Annotated in this window: 16 protein-coding genes; 9 read left to right on the top strand and 7 right to left on the bottom strand. The window is 67.8% G+C overall.

What is annotated here, in order from left to right; translation table 11 throughout:
- Nucleotides 1–809: VOC family protein (locus AC4D2R_RS17620; RefSeq protein WP_490941400.1), on the bottom strand; the 809-nt coding region annotated here is incomplete at its 3' end.
- A gap of 196 nt (nucleotides 810–1,005) precedes the next feature.
- Here AC4D2R_RS17620 and AC4D2R_RS17615 point away from each other — a divergent pair.
- From AC4D2R_RS17615 to AC4D2R_RS17595, 5 genes are read left to right on the top strand one after another with little or no spacing between them, the layout of a single operon-like run.
- The gene (locus AC4D2R_RS17615; protein WP_490941399.1) at nucleotides 1,006–1,521 is read left to right on the top strand and encodes a PGPGW domain-containing protein; all 516 of its coding nucleotides are present in this window, start codon (nucleotides 1,006–1,008) and stop codon (nucleotides 1,519–1,521) included.
- 42 nt (nucleotides 1,522–1,563) lie between these two features.
- Nucleotides 1,564–2,487 (top strand): carbohydrate kinase family protein, encoded by a 924-nt coding sequence (locus tag AC4D2R_RS17610; RefSeq protein ID WP_490902998.1) that lies wholly within the window; start codon nucleotides 1,564–1,566, stop codon nucleotides 2,485–2,487.
- Nucleotides 2,484–3,020, top strand: a complete 537-nt coding sequence (locus AC4D2R_RS17605; RefSeq protein WP_490941398.1) for a YbhB/YbcL family Raf kinase inhibitor-like protein — start codon at nucleotides 2,484–2,486, stop codon at nucleotides 3,018–3,020. Before AC4D2R_RS17610 ends, AC4D2R_RS17605 begins: the two co-directional genes overlap by 4 nt.
- A 32-nt stretch (nucleotides 3,021–3,052) precedes the next feature.
- Entirely contained in the window at nucleotides 3,053–3,862 is an 810-nt protein-coding gene (locus AC4D2R_RS17600; protein WP_490941397.1) for an HAD family hydrolase, read from the top strand.
- A gap of 28 nt (nucleotides 3,863–3,890) precedes the next feature.
- Nucleotides 3,891–4,715, top strand: a complete 825-nt coding sequence (locus AC4D2R_RS17595) for a glycerophosphodiester phosphodiesterase family protein (protein ID WP_490941396.1) — start codon at nucleotides 3,891–3,893, stop codon at nucleotides 4,713–4,715.
- Here AC4D2R_RS17595 and AC4D2R_RS17590 read toward each other — a convergent pair.
- The 4 genes from AC4D2R_RS17590 to AC4D2R_RS17575 all read right to left on the bottom strand — a co-directional run bounded on the left by AC4D2R_RS17590 (nucleotide 4,712) and on the right by AC4D2R_RS17575 (nucleotide 7,708).
- Complete coding sequence (locus AC4D2R_RS17590; RefSeq protein WP_490941395.1) at nucleotides 4,712–5,257, bottom strand: DUF6328 family protein; 546 nt, start codon at nucleotides 5,255–5,257, stop codon at nucleotides 4,712–4,714. The genes AC4D2R_RS17595 and AC4D2R_RS17590 overlap by 4 nt on opposite strands.
- Nucleotides 5,258–5,301: 44 nt before the next feature.
- On the bottom strand, nucleotides 5,302–5,682 hold the full coding sequence (locus tag AC4D2R_RS17585; protein ID WP_490941394.1) for a YtxH domain-containing protein: 381 nt from the start codon (nucleotides 5,680–5,682) through the stop codon (nucleotides 5,302–5,304).
- Between the two features lie 117 nt (nucleotides 5,683–5,799).
- Nucleotides 5,800–6,801, bottom strand: a complete 1,002-nt coding sequence (locus AC4D2R_RS17580; protein WP_490941393.1) for a phosphotransferase family protein — start codon at nucleotides 6,799–6,801, stop codon at nucleotides 5,800–5,802.
- Between the two features lie 46 nt (nucleotides 6,802–6,847).
- On the bottom strand, nucleotides 6,848–7,708 hold the full coding sequence (locus AC4D2R_RS17575; protein WP_490941392.1) for an IclR family transcriptional regulator: 861 nt from the start codon (nucleotides 7,706–7,708) through the stop codon (nucleotides 6,848–6,850).
- 193 nt (nucleotides 7,709–7,901) lie between these two features.
- On the opposite strand from AC4D2R_RS17575, the gene AC4D2R_RS17570 reads away from it, so the two are divergent.
- The 4 genes from AC4D2R_RS17570 (at nucleotide 7,902) to AC4D2R_RS17555 (ending at nucleotide 14,644) form a co-directional block, all read left to right on the top strand.
- On the top strand, nucleotides 7,902–9,701 hold the full coding sequence (locus tag AC4D2R_RS17570; RefSeq protein ID WP_490941391.1) for an FAD-dependent oxidoreductase: 1,800 nt from the start codon (nucleotides 7,902–7,904) through the stop codon (nucleotides 9,699–9,701).
- On the top strand, nucleotides 9,698–10,807 hold the full coding sequence (locus AC4D2R_RS17565; protein WP_490941390.1) for a maleylacetate reductase: 1,110 nt from the start codon (nucleotides 9,698–9,700) through the stop codon (nucleotides 10,805–10,807). The genes AC4D2R_RS17570 and AC4D2R_RS17565 overlap by 4 nt, the downstream gene beginning before the upstream one ends.
- Nucleotides 10,804–11,715 (top strand): dioxygenase family protein, encoded by a 912-nt coding sequence (locus AC4D2R_RS17560; RefSeq protein WP_490941389.1) that lies wholly within the window; start codon nucleotides 10,804–10,806, stop codon nucleotides 11,713–11,715. Before AC4D2R_RS17565 ends, AC4D2R_RS17560 begins: the two co-directional genes overlap by 4 nt.
- Nucleotides 11,716–11,782: 67 nt before the next feature.
- Nucleotides 11,783–14,644, top strand: coding sequence for an FAD-binding and (Fe-S)-binding domain-containing protein (locus AC4D2R_RS17555; protein ID WP_490941388.1), 2,862 nt, complete (start codon nucleotides 11,783–11,785; stop codon nucleotides 14,642–14,644).
- 59 nt (nucleotides 14,645–14,703) lie between these two features.
- On the opposite strand, the gene AC4D2R_RS17550 is transcribed toward AC4D2R_RS17555, so the two are convergent.
- Nucleotides 14,704–15,576: a class I SAM-dependent methyltransferase gene (locus AC4D2R_RS17550; RefSeq protein ID WP_490941387.1), complete on the bottom strand. Its 873-nt coding sequence runs from the start codon at nucleotides 15,574–15,576 to the stop codon at nucleotides 14,704–14,706.
- Nucleotides 15,577–15,728: 152 nt separating this feature from the next.
- Entirely contained in the window at nucleotides 15,729–16,505 is a 777-nt protein-coding gene (locus AC4D2R_RS17545) for a 3-oxoacyl-ACP reductase (RefSeq protein WP_490902972.1), read from the bottom strand.
- Nucleotides 16,506–16,510: the final 5 nt, after the last annotated feature.

The following is a 16,510-nucleotide window of genomic DNA, read 5'->3' as shown; positions in this document are numbered from 1 at the left end:
TCGATGTCGAAGCCCGGGGTGTCGGTGGCGATCTCGAACAGGGTTCCGCCGGGTTCGCGGAAGTAGATCGAGGTGAAGTACTGCCGGTCAAGGATCTCGGTGACGGCGTGCCCGCGGGAGGCAAGCTCCTGCCGCCAGATGTCCTGCGTGGCCTGGTCCGGGACGCGGAAGGCAACGTGGTGCACGGTCCCACCGGCCACCAGGCCCCGCTCGGCGCGCGGATCGGCGATCACATCGACGACCGTGCCGGGCTCTCCCGAGCCCGTGGAGAGCCGGTAGCGGCCACCGGTTTCCGAGAGGAGGGTGAGGCCGAGATCCTGGGTGAGGGTCCGGAGGGTCCCCGCCGGATCACCGACGGTCAGGACCGAGGAATGCTGCCCGCGCACCGCGTACTGCGCCGGAACCGAGGCCGAATCCCACGGATCCCGCGGATCCTCAAGGGAGGAGGCCACCAGGTCGATCTGCAGCCCGTCCGGATCCCGCAGCGAAAGGCGCTCCTCCTCGGAGGACACTCCGGTCAGCGCCGAATCGATGCCAAGGTCCTTGAAGTGCCCCTGCCACCAGCCCAGGGTGCCCTGGGGCACCGAGAAGGCCGTCGTCGTCGACTGCCCGGCACCGATTCGCCCTGAAGCAACGCCTTTCCACGGAAAGAAGGTCAGCAGCGAGCCCGGCTTTCCCGATTCATCGCCGTAGTACAGGTGGTAGGTTCCCGGATCATCGAAATTCACTGTCCGCTTCACCAGGCGCAGGCCCAGTCCGCGGATGTAGAAATCGATATTGCGCTGCGGGTCCCCCGCAATGGCAGTCACATGGTGCAGGCCAGAAGTAGCAGCAGTCAAAGCAAGCCTCCTCAGTAGGGCCGCCGACGGCTCAGCCGGCGTTGTATATGCAAATGCATGTAATTTGGATTCTATTCCCTCCCCGGCCGCCGAAAGTTCACCCTCTACGACATAGGCAGGGGGCTGAGCGTCGAATCCACCCTCCACCGTGTGTCATCCTTTGTGCATGGCAGCGAAAGGCAGGATGCGAAGGTTGGTGCTTCGCTTCGGCATCGAACTGCTCGGGTGGACGCTCGTGATTCTCGGAATTGCGGCGCTGGTTCTGCCCGGGCCCGGCCTGTTGATGGTCGTCGGAGGCCTGGCCGTCCTCGCCCGGCAGTACGACTGGGCGCACCGGCGGCTCTCCCCGTTGAAGGCCCGGGCGTTCCAGGCTGCAGCCACAGGCGTGAAGACCCGGCTCCGCATTGCCCTGAGCTGCTGCGTTGCCCTGGTCGTGATGGGGTTCGGGGTGCTGTGGACGCTTCAGGTTCCGGTGCCGGAGTGGTGGCCGCTTGAGGACAAGTGGTGGCTTTTTGGCGGCTCGGCCACCGGAGTCAGCCTCATCCTCTCCTCCTTCATCGCCCTGGCGCTGATTGTCTACAGCGTTCGGCGTTTCCGCGGGAAGCCCGAGCCCGGACAGACCTCGCTGAACGGCCATTCCCACGGGGAAACTCACGGGGAACCCCAAGGGGAGCCCGGCTAGAAATACCGGCGTGTTTTCGGCCCGTGCTGGTAGCTTGAAAAGGTGCTCACCGTAATCGGGGAAACCCTCATCGACGAAGTTGTCAGCGATACCGCCGCGCCCCGCGCGCACGTGGGTGGGAGCCCGATGAATGTCGCTGTGGGACTGGCCCGGCTCGGGCATCCCGCACAGTTCCTCGGCCGGTACGGTGATGACGAGTACGGCAGGATGATCCAGGAGCACCTGAGCAACAACTCGGTGCTCTCCCCCCTTGGGCCCGACAAGAACCCCACCAGCGTGGCAACCGCGCGCCTCGACCCGGCCGGTGGTGCGGCCTACCAGTTCAGGCTGATGTGGGAGCTGCCCGGCCTGGCCGACCGCGCCCCCGCCCTGCTGAACGGAACAACGCTGCTCCACACCGGCTCGATCGCGACAATGCTCGCCCCGGGAGCCGACGAGGTCCTCACCCTTGTCCAGACGGCCCACCCCCTGGCCACGATTTCCTACGACCCCAACTGCCGCCCCAGCATCATCGTCGACGTCGATCTCGCCCGCCAGCAGGCCGAGCGCTTCGTGGCACTGGCAGACGTGGTGAAGGCCTCCGACGAGGACCTCGAATGGCTCTACCCCGGCAGGCCAGCCGTTGATACTGCCCGGGAGTGGCTCGCCCTTGGGCCGGCCGTGATGATCGTCACGCGCGGTTCGAAGGGGCCCTGGGGCATCTGTGCCGACGGAGCCACCGAGGTCCCCGCCCCAGTGGCGAGCGTCGTCGACACCGTCGGCGCCGGCGACTCCTTCATGGCCGCGCTGCTTGGAGCGCTCGTTGACCTCGAACTCGACGGAGCCCAGCGGCGCACCGAACTGCGCCGGATCAACGTCGAGCAGCTGGCCCGGGTGCTCGAGTACGCCGCCCGGGCCGCAGCTGTCACGGTGTCCCGGGCCGGAGCCAATCCACCCTTCCGTGAGGAGCTGGGGGAACACCTGTGACCCGCGATCCCTACACAGATCTGCCAAGCGTTCCCGGCTTCGAACTCACGAGCGAGGATATCCGCCACCTCGAGCCCCTCAATGCGGCCCAGGCCAGCGGAGTGATGGGTGCCGGGGGCCAGGACCGGTCCCCGCAGCTTGCGTGGCGCGGCTTCCCCAAAGGGACGAGAAGCTTCGCCGTGACCGTCTTCGACCCCGACGCGCCAACCGCAGGCGGGTTCTGGCACTGGGCCGTGGTCAATCTTCCGGCACCGACGACGTCGCTCCCCGCCGGTGCGGGATCCCGGGACGGCTCCGGGCTGCCGCGGGGCGCCGTCCAGCTTCGCAATGACGCCGGATTCGCCGGCTACGTCGGTGCGGCACCTCCTCCGGGCCACGGACCGCACTCCTACCATGTTGTGGTTCACGCCGTCGACGTCGAGAAGCTCGACGTGCCCGGGGAGGCGGGTGCCGCTGTCCTCGGCTTCAACCTGTCAGGGCACTCGATCGCCCGCGCCCGTCTCATCGCCACCTTTGAACAGAAGCGCGGGTAGGCTTGATCGTTCAGCCTATGAAGGAGTACCGAATGCGCCTGGTGGCGAGTGACATGGACGGAACGATTGTCGGTCACAACGGCAGGATCAGCGCACGTACCGTCACGGCATTCCAGGACTGCGCGGCCGCGGGGATCGACATCGTCTTCGTGACCGGGCGCCCGCCGCGCTGGCTCGATCCCCTGCGGACCCAGCTGCAGCACCGCGGAACCGTCATCTGCTCGAACGGCGCGGTGACCTACGACCTCGGGGCGGAGCGGGTGCTTGATGCCCAACTCCTCAACCTCGAGAACCTCCTCGAAGCCCGCGACATCATCCGCAGCCTTTACCCGGCGGCGACCTTCGCAGCGGAAACCATCGACGGCTTCAAGATCGAATCCGGTTTCGCCGATGCGGGAACCTCCGAGCTGCTCGGCGGGGAGCGGGCCCGGCCTTTCGAGGAGTCGCTCCCGGGGGAAAAGGTCATTAAGTTCCTTGCCAGGGAGCGGGAAATCAGCCCCGACGAGTTCCTTGAGAAGGTCCGGCCGGCGGTCGAACACCTTGTCTCGACAACCCATTCGGCTCCGAGCATGGCACTGCTTGAGATGGCGGTGCCGCACATCAACAAAGCCGTGACGCTCGCCCGTTACGCCGAAGGGCTCGACATCGAGGCCGCCGACGTCGTTGCCTTCGGCGACATGCCCAACGACATCCAGATGCTGCGCTGGGCCGGCAGCGGGTACGCGATGGCCTCGGGCCACCCGGCGGCGCTGGCAGCGGCGAACCGCCGCGCCCCGGCCTTTGAGGACGACGGCGTCGCGCAGGTCCTCGAGGAGCGACTGGCAGCGCTGAAGACCGCCTAGGCGCCGCCGTGGCACTAGGGTGTGACCTGTGACGCTGCCTTATTTCCGGAACACCGGGCCCGACGGAGTGCAGCGGCCGCTCGGGCTTGCCCACCGCGGGTTCCCCGAGGGCGGCACCGAGAATTCGCTTGCCGCTTTCGCCAGGGCAGCCGGACTCGGTTTCGGCTGGCTGGAGATCGACGTGCGTGCCTCACGGGACGGCGTGGTGATGGTCTTCCACGACGACCGCATCGACCGCGTCACCGACGCGACGGGTCCCCTCGGCGCCAGGACGCTCGATGAGCTTCGAGGAGTGAGGATCCGGGGCTCCGAACCCATCCCGACCCTCGAGGAGGTGCTGCGCCGATGGCCACTGCTGCGCCTGAACATCGATGTCAAGGACGACGCAACGGTCAAACCGTTCGCAGACCTCATCAACCGCATGGGCGCCTTCGACCGCGTGCTTGTTGCTTCCTTTTCCGACAGGAGACGCCTGAGGATCCTGGGCCTGCTCGAGGAGCGCACCGCATCGTCGGCGGGAATGCTGGTGAACGGGCTCATCCGCGTCCTCGGCCCGCTCGGACTCACCGCGGCAATCCGCCGTGCCGCACGGATCGATGCGGTACAGGTGCCGCTGAATTACCGGGGCATTCCAGTGGCAACGGCCGGCTTTATCCGCCGGTGCAGGCGCGCCGGGCTGCAGGTGCACGTGTGGACCGTCAATGACAAGCCGACGATGGAAAGGCTCCTGGACCAGGGCGTTGACGGCCTCGTGTCGGACCGGGGAGACCTTCTCGCCGAGACGCTGAAGCAGCGCGGCTGCTGGCCCCAGCTCCCGCCCGGTCCGCCGGCTTCTCCCGGCCGGCCGGGTTAGCGCACCCGCCCGCTCACGGCACGTGCACGCACCAGGAGGGGATAGACGATCCACAGCGCCGCAACGGTGGCGAGCAGCCCGGCCGCAACGAGGATCCCTGCGGAACGGCCCACGACGATATCGAAGATGAACCCGGCGGTGCCGGCCAGCACGAGGCCGCTCAGGGCGATGGCGATCCGGATGATCCGGTTGCCGCTGCGCACCAGGGCATCCTTGACCTGGAGCCCGAAAAGAATCCGGTGCATGTTCACTGCGCTCAGCACGACCGCGGTGATCACCGCCGACAATGACACAAGGCAGAGGTAGACCACGAGCTGGAAGCGGTCCAGCTCCTCGAACCGGGACTGGAACGGCAGGGTCAGCAGGAAGCCGGTGAGGATCTGGATGCCGGTCTGCATGACGCGCAGTTCCTGCAGCATCTCGAGCCAGTTGCGGTCGAGCCGCTGGTTGCGGCTCTCCCCGCGGCCGTCTTCGATGACGCCGCCGCTGTGTGGTGCCCGGGCCCTCGCCCGGGCACCGTTTCCTTCAGCTGCCCTTGCCATCGGTCCGCTGCCCCCGGCTGAACCCGGCGGTTCCGGAGCCGGAGTCAGCTCCCCAGGTTGGGACGGGTTTCCTCGGACTGTCCCGTGAACGGAGGCTCTTCGACGATGGCCGGATTGCCGCCGGTCGGCCCGGTCCCGCTCGCCGTCGGAGTTTCCCCGGAACCACCCCCGTTTTCCTTGTCGCGGTGCAGGACACCGCTGAGGCGGTCCTGGGCCTTTTTCACGGCGCCGGAGGTCTGCTCCTGCACCGCAGGCATCTTTTCCTTGAGCACCCCCGTGGCCTCGGACACCGTTCCCTGGACCTTGGGGCTGTTCCACAGCTCGTCGGCTTTCACCTTGAGCTTTTCGTAGCTTTCCCGGCCGGCCCTTGTGCCGAGAACGTAGCCGACTGCCATTCCTGAAGCGAAGACGAGTTTGTTTTTCACAATGCTTCCCCTTTCCGAAGTTAACGTGCCCGCCTCGAATCTATCCGGGAGGTGCGGGTTTGTCACAGGTTTCCCTCAGCGGGCGGTGCAGGCCCGCGAAAGGGGGCTGCTGCCGGTTCAGCTGCGCAGCACCGGCTGCGACAAGGTCTGGAGATACTCAAGGGCCGCCGGTCCGTAGGTCTGCATCGATTCGTCGTCGGCGTAGATCAGCAGCCGAAGCCAGGACCCGTAACGGTGAACGCGTGCCAGGCGCAGGGCCGGCTCGAGCGCCGCCTGGAGGTCAGGAAGGGGTGCGTAATCGGCCCACTGCTCCACATAGGCCGAAAGCACCCTGCGCACGCGGGGATCATCAGGGGTTGTCCGCCACTGCTCGCACATCTGGGTCACCGGAACCAGCAGGCAGCTGAAGGGGTGCGCCCAGTACGCGTCGGCAAAGTCGAAGAAGCGCAGCGGATCGGTGCTCGCTCCGGGCAGGAAGGCGTTCTTCGCGTGCAGGTCGTTGTGGTCGAGTGACAGGGGAACCCCGAGCGACCTCAGCTGCTCCACGGCGTCGGCGACCGCGGGCAGTTGGGCGACAACGGCGTCGGCGTCAAGGGCCGAAAGATAGAGCGGGTGTTCAGCCGGCAGCCCGGTGTGAAGCAACAGTTGGTTCTCAACGAAATTGGCTGCGACCTCGGGGTTCATCAGCACAAGGCCGGCACCGGTAAGGCGCTCCCCGTGCGGGAGCAGCGTTTTCTGAAGGTCGGCGAAATCGGTGACGATGCGCGCCCACAGCTGGTAGTCGTCGGACTTCAGGGAGGAAAGGGTTGCGCCGTGGTCGGGGGTGATCACCCAGCCGCGGGACGGCTCGATGGCGAGCGGCGCGGCAACATGGTTGGGCGCCAGGTCCGCCAGTGCCGCAAGGATCGACGCCTCGGCGAGCTGGCCGGGGTTGTTCTCCTTGAACCACAGGAGCCCGTGGTCGGTGGGGACCGTGAGCTGGGTCGACCAGAAGCGGATCCTCGGCTGCTCAACGGGCCCGGTCTGCCGGATGGAGAAGGTTTCGAGCACGAGGCTGATCCACTGCTCGGCTTCCCGCCTCCAGTCGGTGCCCGCCCAGCGCTCCCTGAGGTCCGTCACCGAAGGAAACCGGGCGCTGGGTCAGGGGTTGAAAGGCTCCGAAGCATCACCGAACCATTGTTACATCCGTTACACCTGTTGCAGTTGAGGTTTTGCCACCGATCATGAGGGAAGCCAGCGGCCTGCCCGTGCGGAGATCCTCCTCGATCCGCGCCGCGGCCGCGCGGAGGAAGGGAAGCGCGCGGGACTCGATGTCCTCGGCCCTTTCACCCGAGGCCTGGGCCGAGACATTGATGGCGGCCACTGTCCGTCCGGCGCCGTCCCGCACGGGAACCGCGATCGAGCGCAGGCCGCTCTCGAGCTCCTCGTCGACGAAGGAGTATCCGGAGGACCGGACCTTGTCGATGACGTCGCGGAGGTCGCCGGGGCGGTGGACGGTGCGGTGGGTGATCGGCTCGAGCCGGGCCGAGCCGAGGTAGTCCTCAAGCTCTTCCGGCGGCAGCCCGGCAAGCAGGACCCGCCCCATCGACGTGGCGTAGGCAGGGAAGCGGGTTCCCAGGTTGATTCCCACTGTCATGATGCGCCGGGTGGGAACGCGGGCCACGTAGACAATGTCGTGGCCGTCAAGGACCGAGGCGGACGTCGACTCCGAGAGCTCCGCTGAGAGCCGTTCGAGGTGGGGCTGCGCGATCTCCGGAAGGGAGAGCCCGGAAAGGTAGCTGTAGCCCAGTTCAAGCACCCGGGCCGTCAGCGCGAACAGGCGTCCGTCCGTGCGGACATAGCCGATCTCCACGAGGGTCAGCAGGAACCGCCGCGCCGTCGCACGCGTGAGCCCGGTCTTGCGGGCAACATCGCTGAGCGTCATCTCGGGATGGTCGGCGTCGAAGGCCCGGATCACCGAAAGCCCGCGGGCCAGGGACTGGACGTACTGCCCGCTGGGAAAGGGCGGGTCAGGGGTCTCTGTCATTGCAACATCCTAGCCGCGGCGGGGTTCACCTCCGCTTGTACGCTTTGCAAACATGTGTTCTGATGGTGAACACTCTGTATGAACCAGGTCACAGACGGCGGGCCGGCCTCTCTCCCGGGCAGGCGCCCCTGGGCCCCGCCTGCTCCCCGCAGCCCCGCCCCCGTGTGAAGCAGCCCTCCGGAAGGTAGAACCCATGGTGATTTTCAACGACGGACGCCCCGAAACGCCCGTCCCCGACTCCGCCGTCGTGACAACAGACGTGCTCGTTGTCGGTTCCGGACCCGCAGGCTCGGCAGCTTCCCTTTTCCTTTCCTCGCTGGGCGTCGGGAACATCATGATCACCAAGTACCGGTGGACCGCCAACACCCCGCGGGCCCACATCACCAATCAGCGCACCATGGAGATCTTCCGGGACCTGGGCATCGAAGAGCAGGTCCTCGCCGACGCGACGCCCCACGAGATGATAGGCGACACGGTCTTCTGCACCTCCCTGGCAGGCGAGGAACTGGGCCGCATCCTCACCTGGGGCAACCACCCCGCCCGGCACGCCGACTATGAACTTGCCTCGCCCTCGCTGAACTGCGACATCCCCCAGACCTACCTCGAACCGATCCTCGTCCGGAATGCTGCCGAGCGCGGCGCGCAGGCGCGGTTTTCCACCGAGTACCTCTCCCACCGGCAGGACGCCGACGGTGTTGACGTGCAGGTCCTGGACCGGCTCACCGGAACCGAATACACAATCAGGGCCAAGTACCTCATCGGGGCCGACGGTTCGCGCTCGAAGGTGGCCGCCGACGTCGGGCTTCCCTACGAGGGCCGCATGGACATCGCCGGGTCGATGAACATCACCTTCAAGGCCGACATTTCCGAACTCGTCGGCCACCGGCCCTCGGTGCTGTACTGGGTGGTCCAGCCCGGCTCGAACATCGGTGGCATCGGCGCGGGGCTTGTCCGCATGGTCCGGCCCTGGAACGAATGGCTGATCGTCTGGGGGTTCGACATCACCAAGGAACCACCCACCGTCACCGAGGAATCCGCGATCGAGATCGTGCGGAACCTCGTGGGGGTCGAGGACCTCGAGGTTGAGATCACCGGCACTTCCCTGTGGGGAAACAACGAGCAGTATGCGACGCACCTGCAGTCCGGCCGCGTCTTCTGCGCGGGCGACGCGATCCACAAGCATCCGCCGAGCAACGGACTCGGCTCCAACACGTCAATCCAGGACTCCTACAACCTCGCCTGGAAGATCGCCGCGGTGCTTAAGGGCCAGGCCGGCGAGGAACTGCTCGACACCTACTCGGCCGAACGCGCCCCGGTGGCCCGGCAGATCGTCAAGCGGGCCAACAAGTCGGGCCGGGAATTCGCCCAGCTCTTCGAGGCACTGGGGATCGACAAGGCCGGGTCCCAGCAGGAGATGAACGCGCTGATCGAATCACGCAAGGACAACACCCCCGAGGGGGCCGCAATGCGGGCGGCCATCCAGTCGGCGATGGAAATCAAGAACTACGAGTTCAACGCGCACGGCGTGGAGATGGGCCAGCACTACGAATCGAGTGCCGTCGTCGGCGACGGAACCTCGCCGGTCAACCCGCGCAACCCGGAGCTCTACTACGAGGCAAGCACCTGCCCCGGCGCCCGCCTGCCACACGCCTGGGTCGGCGACAGCCGCACCAAGTATTCAACCCACGACCTCGCCCCCTACGGCAGGTTCACCCTCCTGACCGGCATCACCGGGGGAGACTGGGCCGAAGCCGCACGCAAGGTCTCGGACCAGCTCGGCGTCGACATCACCCCCGTGGTGATCGGACCGGGGCAGGAGATCACCGACCTCTACTTCGACTGGTCCCGGCTCCGCGGCGTCGAGGAAGACGGCGCCGTCCTCGTCCGCCCCGACAAGCACGTCGCCTGGCGTTCCCACCGGCTCACCAATGACCCCGAAGACTCGCTCCGCAGCGCACTGCAGGGCATTCTCAGCAGGAGCAACGGCTCATGACACAGCACGCCACCGGCGGCCCCGCCCGCCTCACGTTCGACCACACAACCCTCGGGCAGCGGGTGATCTTCGGCTACGGAGCGGCAGCTGAAAACCTCGAGGCCGAGGTCGCCCGGTGGGGCGCCCAACGGGTGATGCTCATCTCCTCGGCTTCCGACGCACAGACCACCCGGCGCATTGCGGGACGCATCGACGTCGCTCTCACCTACAACGACGTCGCCCCCCACGTGCCGCGTGAGAAGGCCGAAAAGGCGCGGGCCGCCGCAGCGGCGGCCGGGATCGACCTGATCGTGAGCCTCGGCGGAGGCTCAACCGTGGGGCTGGCCAAGGCGGTTGCGCTGACGACGGGCCTTCCCATCATCGCGATCCCCACAACCTATGCCGGCTCCGAGGCGACGAACGTGTGGGGCATCACCGAGGAGTCCCGCAAGACGACGGGCGTCGACGACGCGGTGCTTCCGGCAACGGTGGTGTACGACGCCGAACTGACGCTTTCCCTGCCCCGCGAGCTGTCGGTGGCGTCGGGGCTCAACGCGCTCGCACACTGCGTCGACAGCATGTGGGCGCCGCGCGCCGATCCGATCAACCGGGCCCTGGCGGCCGAAGGCATCCGCGCGCTCAACTCCGGACTGCCCAGGATCAACGAAGACCCGGCAGGGCTCGAAGGACGCGAAGAGGCGCTCTACGGTGCTTACCTTTCCGCCGTGGCGTTCGCCTCCGCCGGATCGGGAATGCACCACAAGATCTGCCACGTGCTCGGCGGCGCCTACAACCTCCCGCACGCCCAGACCCACGCCGTCGTGCTTCCCTACGTCCTCGCCTTCAACGCGGACTCCGCCCCCGATGCGGCGGACCGCATCGCTGCGGCGTTCGGCTCCCCAGGCGCTTCCTCCGGGCTCGCCGGACTGCGCCGGGCGATCGGGGCACCCAGAGCGCTCAAGGACTACGGCCTGGCCGAAGAGAACCTCGACGAAGCCCTCGACCTGATCCTGCCGGTGATCCCCGAATCGAACCCGCGCACCCCCACCCGGGACAATGTCGCGCGGCTGCTGCGGGCCGCCTGGGCCGGATCCCCCGCCGAGGAACTTCTTGGAGAACCACAATGATCTCGAACCCCACCACCGGAACCGGCCCCGGAATCCCGCCGGAGCAGCAGGCCGTTGAGGAACAGCTCGTCGAGAAGGTGCTCGCCTCCTTCGCCGGGACGGAGAACCCGCGGCTGAAGCAGCTCCTCGAGTCACTGACGCTCCACCTTCATTCATTCATCCGCGACGTGCGCCTGACCGAGGAGGAGTGGGCGGCCGGAATCGGGTTCCTCACCGCGGCCGGAGCCATCACCGATGACAAGCGCCAGGAGTTCATCCTGCTCTCGGATGTCCTCGGCGCCTCGATGCAGACGGTGGCGATCAACAACGAGGCCTACAAGGGAGCAACCGAAGCCACGGTTTTCGGGCCGTTCTTCGCCGATGACTCCCCGGAGATCCCGATCGGCGGCGACCTCGCCGGCGGGGCACCGGGCCAGCCCTGCTGGGTCGAAGGCAGGGTTTCCGACACCGAAGGCAACCCCGTGCCGGGTGCCCGGATCGAGGTCTGGGAGGCCGACGAAGACGGTTTCTACGATGTCCAGTACGGAGACCAGCGGGTCAGCGGACGCGCCCACCTTTACTCCGATGCCGAGGGGAACTACGGGTTCTGGGGTTTGACGCCCACCCCCTACCCGATTCCCCACGACGGGCCGGTGGGGAAGATGCTTGAAGCCGCCGGACGCTCGCCCATGCGCGCCTCCCACCTCCACTTCCTGGTGACCGCCCCCAACCAGCGCACCCTGGTGACGCACATCTTCGTTCGGGGCGATGAGCTGCTGGCCTCCGACAGCGTATTCGGCGTCAAGGATTCCCTCGTGAAGGACTTCCTCGAGCAGCAGCCCGGAACCCCCAATCCCACGGGCCGGACCCTCGACGGCGCCTGGGCCCGGGCCCGCTTCGACATCGTGTTGGCGCCTGCAGGAACCTGAGTATCCTCAGCCGGTCAAGTGAGCGGGAAACGGCATCCCGGCGGCCGCTTGGGGGTAGGATGCTGCGATGGCGAGGCTGCTTTCCGCACCGCGTTCACTGGTCGGGGCGCTTGCCGCCGCCGGCGTCGCCGACGCGCGCGACGACGCCACCTCGCGGGCCGTCTACTCCTCCGATGCCTCCCTGTACCGGGCGACGCCGTCGGCGGTTGTCTTCCCCCGCACCACCGACGACGTCCTTGCCACAATCGAGGTGTGCCGGGAGCGCGGCGTTCCGCTGACAGCCCGGGGCGCCGGAACGTCGATCGCCGGCAACGCGATCGGCACCGGCGTGGTGATGGACTGCAGCAGGCACCTCACGCGGGTGCTTGAATTCGACCCCGCCGCCCGCACCGCCGTCGTCGAGCCCGGAGCGGTCCACGCCACGCTCCAGAAGGTGGCGCTCGCCGAGGGTCTGCGGTTCGGCCCGGACCCCTCGAGCCACTCGCGCTGCACCGTTGGCGGGATGATCGGCAACAATGCGTGCGGGTCCCGCGCACTCGCCTACGGGCGCACGGCCGACAACGTGACCCACCTCGACGTGATGACCGGTTCGGGGCAGCGGCTTTTCCTCGGGGAGGACGGAACGCCCTCAACACCGGTGACCGACCGGCTGCGCTCCCTTGTCGGCAGTGAACTGGGCACCATCCGCACCGAGCTGGGCCGTTTCGGGCGGCAGGTCTCGGGGTACTCCCTTGAGCACCTGCTGCCCGAACACGGGTTCGACCTGCGGCGTGCCCTGACCGGCAGCGAAGGCACCCTCGCCGTCATCCTCCAGGCCGGGGTGCGCCTCGTCGACGACGCTCCGCACAAGACGCTGGTGGTCCTCGGGTTCGACACCATCGGAGCGGCAGGCGACGCGGTGACGTCGGTCCTGCCGTTCCACCCCACGGCCTGCGAGGGCCTTGACTCGCGCATCGTCCAGGTGGTCCGCACCCGCAAGGGCCCGGGCGCGGTCCCCGAACTTCCCGGCGGGGCCGCCTGGCTTTTCGTTGAGCTTTCCGGAGGCGACGCCGCCGAAGTGGCGGACCGCGCACTCAGGGTCAGCAGGCTCGACGCCGCACGGCATTCCCGCATCATCACCGACCCCCGCCAGGCCACGGCGCTGTGGAGGATCCGGGAGGACGGCGGGGGGCTGGCGGGCAGGTCGCCGGCCGGAGTGCCCGCCCACGCCGGATGGGAGGACTCGGCGGTTCCACCGGAACGGCTCGGCGACTACCTGCGCGAGTTCGACGACCTGCTGGTTGACCACAACCTCCAAGGGTTCCCCTACGGTCACTTCGGAGACGGCTGCCTCCACGTCCGCCTTGACTTCCCGTTCACCCGCGGCGACGGCAAAGCCGTTTTCCGTTCCTTCCTCACCGACGCGGCGCGCCTCGTCGCAGCGTACGGCGGCTCCCTGTCGGGGGAACACGGCGACGGGCGGGCCCGCAGCGAACTCCTCCCGTTCATGTACTCCCCGGCCGCGCTGTCCCTCTTCGCCAGGGTGAAGGGCCTCCTCGATCCCGACAACATCCTCAACCCGGGCGTCGTGGTCGACCCCGAACCCCTCGACGCGAACCTGAGGGTGGCCGAAGCGGGCCCGCTGCGGACGGGCCTCGGGTTCCGCTACCTCTCCGACGGCGGCGACTTCAGCCAGGCGGTGCACCGCTGCACCGGGGTGGGACTGTGCCGGGCCGCGCACACCGACAACCGGCAGGTGATGTGCCCGTCCTACATCGCCACCCTCGAGGAAAAGGATTCCACGCGGGGCCGGGCCCGGGCGCTCCAGGAAATGATCAATGGATCAACGGCCCGGGGACGCCCCGGCAGGCCCGACTGGCGCACCCCCGAGGTGCACGAGGCCCTCGACCTCTGCCTCTCCTGCAAGGGGTGCGCTTCGGACTGCCCCACGGGGATCGACATGGCAACCTACAAGGCCGAGATGCTCCACCAAAGCTACAAGGGGCGGATCCGGCCGGCCTCCCACTATTCGCTGGGCTGGCTTCCACGGTGGGCCCGGATCGCGGCGAAGGCGCCGGGCGCCGCCAACGCCCTGATGCGGGTGCCCGGCTTCCGGCACCTGGGCCTCCGCGCCGCCGGCGTCGACCCGCGGCGCGGCATTCCCGCGTTCGCGCCGCAGACCTTCTCCGCCTGGTTTCGTTCCCGCACCCCCGGGGCGCCCGCCGCAGCGCGGAACGCCGGGCCCGTCCTGCTGTGGGCCGACACGTTCACCAACCACTTCTCCCCGGAGGTCGGCAAGGCCGCGGTGCGGGTGCTTGAATCCGCAGGCTACGCCGTCCAGCTACCCGATGAGCCGCTGTGCTGCGGCCTCACCCTCATTTCCACCGGCCAGCTCGACTCCGCCCGCAAGACCCTTGGTGCAACCGTCTCGGCGCTCGCCGGTGCGGCCGACCGCGGGGTTCCCATCGTTGGCCTTGAACCCTCGTGCACGGGGGTCCTGCGGGCTGATGCGGCCGAGCTGCTGGGTCCCGGGGCCGCGGACCGCGTGGCGGAGTCCACCTTCACCCTGGCCGAGATCCTCACGAAGACCCCCGGCTACAGCCCGCCCCCGCTTTCCGGAGCCACTGTTATCGCCCAGCCACACTGCCACCACCATGCGGTGATGGGCTGGAGTGCCGATGCCGCACTGCTCGAGGGTGCCGGTGCTTCCCTGCAGAAACTGGGCGGGTGCTGCGGCCTGGCCGGGAACTGGGGGGTTGAGCGGGGCCACTACGAGGTGTCGGTGCTGGTCGCCGAACAGCAGCTGCTGCCCGCGGTCCGGGCGGCGGAATCGGACGCCGTGGTGCTGGCGGACGGGTTTTCCTGCCGTACCCAGCTCGAGGACCTCAGCACCCGCCGGGGGATCCATCTGGCCCAACTGCTCGACCGGGCACGCAGCGACGAGCCCTGAGCGAAAGCGCAGGGCGCTGCGCGTTCAGGGCCCGTCACTGGCGCGGACCACGCCCTCCGCTACTGCCCCGCCCCGGCGCCGGCCCCGGCGTCCACCTTCCGGGCAGTGAACAGCAGGCATTCCCAGTGCATCGTCAACCCCGAATTTCCCTCGGCGGCGTTGAACCCGGCAGCCAGGGCGGTGAGGGCCGTATCGAGCGCGGTGACCTTCGTTTCGTCGTCGGCGAGGAATTTATAGACCGATATCGTCGGACCGTAGTGGGTCTTGAAGTAGTGAAGGAAGTCCTCCGGCCGGTGGAAAATATCGATCGACACAGTCTGCTTCCGCGTCTGGACATCGGTGACCCGCCCGCCGATGAGCTCGCGCACGTGGTCCTCGCTGCCCCACAGCGGCGGCGGCTGCGCACCGGGCGGAGGCGGAGGCGCATACGGTTTCATGGCGGCGAACATCTTCCCGATGAATCCCTCGGGCGTCCAGCTCAACAGCCCGATCGTTCCGCCCGGCTTGCAGACCCGCACCAGTTCGTCCGCCGCCGCCTGATGGTGCGGGGCGAACATCACCCCCACGCACGACATCACCACATCGAATTCACCGTCCGCGAAGGGCAGGGCCTCAGCGTCACCTTCCCTCCAGTCGAGGGAAGCGCCGCGGGAGGCCGCCTGCTCGCGGCCGGCGTCGAACAGTTCCGGCGTGAGGTCGCTGGCCACCACCTCCGCGCCCATCATTGCCGCAGGAATCGCCGCATTGCCCGCACCGGCGGCCACATCAAGGACCCGCTGGCCGGGCCGGACGCCGCACGCCTCAACGAGGATCGCCCCGAGGTCCGAAATCAGCTCACTGGCCAGGGTAGGGTAGTCGCCCTGTGCCCACATAGCGCGGTGCCGTTGCTTAAGCGCACGGTCCGCCTCGATCTCATCAGTCTTCTCACTCATTTTGCACCCCTCCGCTGGTGTCATTGGCAGCGCGCTGCTCGGCAGCGGAGGCCGCGATGCGAATATTTTGCGGCGCAGGGGCGGGGTTGTAAAGGTTTTTGGGCAGCACCCTTCGGATCTTTTCCCTTGAGCGGGCGCGTCCCGCCGCGCGCCTACTCGGGCGTGACATAGGCGCCGGAAATACCGCCGTCAACGAGGAAGGTCGAGGCGGTGATGAACGAGGAATCGTCGCTGGCCAGGAAGGCGACGGCGGCCGCAAGCTCCTCCGGTTCCGCGAAACGGCCGAGCGGAACATGGATAAGGCGCCGGGCGGCCTTCACCGGATCCTTGGCGAAAAGCTCCTTCAGCAGGGGTGTGTTCACGGGGCCGGGGCAGAGGGCGTTGATCCGGATCCCCTGGCGGGCAAATTCGACGCCGAGTTCCCGGCTCATGGCGAGGACGCCCCCCTTCGAGGCGCTGTAGGAGATCTGCGAGGTGGCCGCACCCAGGACCGCAACGAAGGACGCGGTATTGATGATGGATCCCTTGCCCTGCGCCTGCATGTAGGGGATGGCGTACTTGCAGCAGTAGAACACCGAGGTGAGGTTGACCTCCTGGACCCTGCGCCACGCGTCAATGCCGGTCTCGAGGATCGAGGCGTCGTCGGCGGGGGCGATGCCGGCGTTGTTGAAGGAGACGTCAACGCGTCCGTAGGCCTCGTGGGTCACCGCGTAAAGGTTTTTCACGTCCTCTTCGCTCGTCACGTCGACCTTCACGAAGAGCCCGCCGACCTGCTCGGCCGCCCGGAGGCCGGCCGTGGGGTCGACGTCGGCGATGACAACGCGCGCTCCTTCGGCGGCGAAGCGGCGGGCCGTCGCCAGGCCGATGCCGCTTGCACCACCGGTGATGACGGCGCTGCGGTCCTTGAGGCGGTTGGAGATAACTTCCATGGTTC

This window comes from Arthrobacter sp. TJ-217 (assembly GCF_058269255.1).
The sequence above is the reverse complement of the archived record's forward strand: the minus strand, read 5'-3'. Positions and strand labels throughout refer to the sequence as shown.

What these genes read in the sequence shown, in the direction of transcription:
- AC4D2R_RS17600 (WP_490941397.1), top strand. Translation starts at nt 3,053, where the DNA reads ATGCGCCTGGTGGCGAGTGACATGGACGGAACGATTGTCGGTCACAAC.
- AC4D2R_RS17555 (WP_490941388.1), top strand. Translation starts at nt 11,783, where the DNA reads ATGGCGAGGCTGCTTTCCGCACCGCGTTCACTGGTCGGGGCGCTTGCC.
- AC4D2R_RS17550 (WP_490941387.1), bottom strand. Translation starts at nt 15,576, where the DNA reads ATGAGTGAGAAGACTGATGAGATCGAGGCGGACCGTGCGCTTAAGCAA.
- AC4D2R_RS17615 (WP_490941399.1), top strand. Translation starts at nt 1,006, where the DNA reads ATGGCAGCGAAAGGCAGGATGCGAAGGTTGGTGCTTCGCTTCGGCATC.
- AC4D2R_RS17570 (WP_490941391.1), top strand. Translation starts at nt 7,902, where the DNA reads ATGGTGATTTTCAACGACGGACGCCCCGAAACGCCCGTCCCCGACTCC.
- AC4D2R_RS17590 (WP_490941395.1), bottom strand. Translation starts at nt 5,257, where the DNA reads ATGGCAAGGGCAGCTGAAGGAAACGGTGCCCGGGCGAGGGCCCGGGCA.
- AC4D2R_RS17545 (WP_490902972.1), bottom strand. Translation starts at nt 16,505, where the DNA reads ATGGAAGTTATCTCCAACCGCCTCAAGGACCGCAGCGCCGTCATCACC.
- AC4D2R_RS17565 (WP_490941390.1), top strand. Translation starts at nt 9,698, where the DNA reads ATGACACAGCACGCCACCGGCGGCCCCGCCCGCCTCACGTTCGACCAC.
- AC4D2R_RS17560 (WP_490941389.1), top strand. Translation starts at nt 10,804, where the DNA reads ATGATCTCGAACCCCACCACCGGAACCGGCCCCGGAATCCCGCCGGAG.
- AC4D2R_RS17575 (WP_490941392.1), bottom strand. Translation starts at nt 7,708, where the DNA reads ATGACAGAGACCCCTGACCCGCCCTTTCCCAGCGGGCAGTACGTCCAG.